Here is a 3379-nt window from a genome sequence, read left to right on the forward strand (position 1 = left end):
TAAACTATTTTCCCAGCAAGGCTTAATAATACGCATGCCATGGACTCGCTTGATCGCCTGTAAGAAATAAACGCCGCCTGAAATCGGCCACCAACGATCCCCCGCAGCCTCCATAAAATGAAAACGCTTTATCCATTTTTCATTACTGAAGGGAGGAATATAGCAGCCGAGCCGGCCTCCGACAATCTCAAAATCAAGCAACTTCAACCAGTCCTTGAGACGAGATAATGCAATGAAGTGACCGCACCATGGAAATTCATTCTTCGCTGACTTCAAATAACGGTGCATCCCCCAAAGACTGCGCGGATTAAAACCACTGATCACCACATGACCTTCTGGCATCAAGACGCGATGCACTTCACGAAGAATTTGATGTGAATTAGCATTAAACTCCAGGATATGTGGCAGCAATACTAAATCCATACTGCTGCTGTTGATTGGCAGAAAATCAGGTAACGCGTAGCAGGATACGCCATGACTGATGCCCAGACGAAATTGAAAAGGGATACGATTAGTACGCAAAAAATTAAACTGAGGAAATCCGATTTGCAGCGCGTTATACCCAAAAATATTAGTAACTGCCTGATCAAAATAGTTTTGTTCCTCCGTCAGCAAATAGTAGCCTAGCGATGTCCCGAACCATTGCTGCATGGCCTGTGCATGCGCTGAGAGAAGCATGCTACTGTTAGCGTTCAGTCTCACCATAACTATATTTTTACTAAACCGAGAGAAACACCATGTTCAATATTCACCCTGTTCGCGCCTTTAAAGACAACTATATCTGGGTAATTCACAATCAGCACTATGCTGCCATCGTCGATCCGGGAAGTGCATCAGCTGTGCTGACCTATCTTCAACAGCAGGAATTGCAGCCCATCGCCATTCTCAACACACACCATCATCATGATCATACCGGCGGCAATGTTACATTATTGCAGGCATTTACTATGCCAGTGTATGGCCCTGCAAATGAACACATCCCAGAGTTGACACATGGTCTCAGAGAACGCGATACCGTTCACCTGGCAGAGCTATCACTTGATCTTGCTGTGCTGGATATCCCTGGTCATACGGCAGGACATATTGCCTATTATGGCGGAAAATCGTTATTTTGTGGCGATACGCTGTTCGCCTGCGGCTGTGGGCGTATCTTTGAAGGAACTGCCCAGCAGATGTATACCTCATTACAGAAACTAGCCAGCCTACCGGATGACACACTTGTTTACTGTACGCATGAATACACGCTTGCCAATGTATGCTTTGCAAAAGAGGTCGAAGCAGATAATCCAATTTTAGCGCAACGCGCAATCGAAATAGAAGCACAAAGGAAGCATGATCTCCCCACACTGCCTTCAACACTAGCGATGGAAAAAGCGACTAACCCTTTCCTGCGATGTGATCAACCTGCTCTTATCAATGCTGCCAGTCGACATGCCGGCAAGAGGTTGCAAGACCCGATCAGCGTTTTTGCTGAACTGCGTCAATGGAAGGATACTTTTTAATTCACATTTGCGGTATAAGCCAAAAGTGCCCCAACAGCAGCCTTCCAGCCATGATAAAGCTGCTCTCTTTCGGCCTGCGCCATCATCGGCTCATAAATTCTGGCCCGCCGCCAGTGCCGCTCCACAGCATCGAATCCCGGAAATATTCCCGCAAAAAGCCCAGCCAAACAAGCGGCGCCTAATGCCGTAGCCTCCGTCACCTGCGGAACCTCCACCGGCCTGTCCAGCATATCAGCGAGAAATTGGCACATGAACTGATTCGTTGACAACCCGCCATCGATACGTACCACAGCAACCTCGCATCCGCCATCCGCCTCCATCGCGGCCATCAAATCTCGCGTCTGATACCCTTGTGCTTCCAGCGCTGCACGCACGATATGCGCCTTCGTCGTCTCGCGGGACAGGCCCATCATCGCGCCGCGCACATCCGGCCGCCAATAGGGCGCACCCAATCCGGTGAAAGCGGGCACGAAATAAACCTCGTTACTATCAGGAACACTCAAAGCCATGGCTTCGCTCACGGCGGCATCCGGGAAAAACCCCAACCCATCGCGTAACCATTGAATCGCTGCACCAGCAATGAAAATCGAACCCTCCAGCGCATAAGTCATCGCTCCATCCAACCGATAAGCAGGTGTCGTCAAAAGACGGTTGCGCGAAAGTCTGAAGTCCGGCCCGATATTCATCAGCGCAAAGCAACCCGTGCCATATGTAGATTTGACCATGCCGGACTGGAAACAACCCTGCCCGATCATGGCTGCCTGCTGGTCTCCCGCCATGCCGCCAATAGGAATTTCCCGCCCGAACAACATCGGATCAGTCAAGCCGAAACCGGCTACGTTGTCCCGGACCTCTGGCAAAATAATAGTCGGAATACCAAACAACGCCAGTAACGCCTCATCCCATTTCTGTTCGATGATGTTATAAAGAAGTGTGCGCGAGGCATTGGTCACGTCAGTGGCATGTACTCGCCCGCCCGTGAGACGCCAGAGCAGATAACAATCCACCGTGCCAAAGGCTAGTTCACCACGTTCAGCCCGTTCGCGCGCGCCCTCGACATTATCCAGTATCCAGGCAATTTTTCCGGCTGAGAAATAGGGATCAAACAGCAAGCCAGTTTTAGCTTCTACCAGTGGTTCATACCCCGCGTCCCTAAGTTGCTGGCACAGCGCAGCCGTGCGGCGATCCTGCCAAACGATAGCGTTATATACAGGCTCGCCAGTGCTGCGATCCCATAGAATAGTCGTTTCACGTTGATTGGTGATACCAATAGCAGCAACTGATTCCACCCCAATGGATAACGTCTGGAGAATCCGGCGGCAGACCTCGAGCGTGTCATTCCATATGTCTTCTGGATGCTGCTCGACCCAGCCTTTGCGCGGAAAATGCAACCTAAGCTCTTTTTGCTGCACATCCAGTATCTCAAGCTCCGCAGAAAATAGGATCGCACGCGAACTAGTGGTTCCCTGATCAATTGCCAAAATTACTGATCTGCCGCTCATGATCGAACCTCCGCCACCGCTAATATAGAAATCATCTTCTGCAACCGTCTTTTTTCAAGGGTAGCAGGAAACACCCCAACTCTGCAAAAATGCCTCCCCTGCTTCAACTCTAACCACTCCCGAAACTATAGAGAGATGTGGGAATATGCGTTTATTCTTCGCATGCGGTGCGGAGAATATGCTACGATATCGATAGATTGCCTGACGAGCCTGATTTTGGCAGAATGCTTTTCACATCCTACGCTGCCAAGCTGAAACTAGACAGCTAAATGGCGCAACCATCCGGATTGCAGGTGGCAGCTACCGTATCATTCTGCTTAGGTTGAACAGGCTGCGCGAGCTCTGCTTCGCCGACCTCTTCTGCAAGCAATGTTC

Annotated in this window: 3 protein-coding genes; 1 reads left to right on the forward strand and 2 read right to left on the reverse strand. The window is 50.1% G+C overall.

Translation table 11 applies throughout. The annotated features are described in order from the left end of the window. A partial coding sequence (locus J5I83_RS08170; RefSeq protein ID WP_304054820.1) for a class I SAM-dependent methyltransferase occupies positions 1-705 on the reverse strand: 705 nt, incomplete at its 3' end. 32 nt (positions 706-737) lie between these two features. Between J5I83_RS08170 and gloB the strand changes: the two genes are divergently transcribed. After that, complete coding sequence (gene gloB / locus J5I83_RS08175) at positions 738-1502, forward strand: hydroxyacylglutathione hydrolase (protein WP_304054821.1); 765 nt, start codon at positions 738-740, stop codon at positions 1500-1502. Here gloB and glpK read toward each other — a convergent pair. Next, positions 1499-3004 (reverse strand): glycerol kinase GlpK, encoded by a 1506-nt coding sequence (gene glpK, locus J5I83_RS08180; protein ID WP_304054823.1) that lies wholly within the window; start codon positions 3002-3004, stop codon positions 1499-1501. The genes gloB and glpK overlap by 4 nt on opposite strands. Positions 3005-3379 lie beyond the last annotated feature (375 nt).

The organism is Nitrosomonas communis, from assembly GCF_024102715.1.
Lineage (GTDB): Bacteria > Pseudomonadota > Gammaproteobacteria > Burkholderiales > Nitrosomonadaceae > Nitrosomonas > Nitrosomonas communis_B.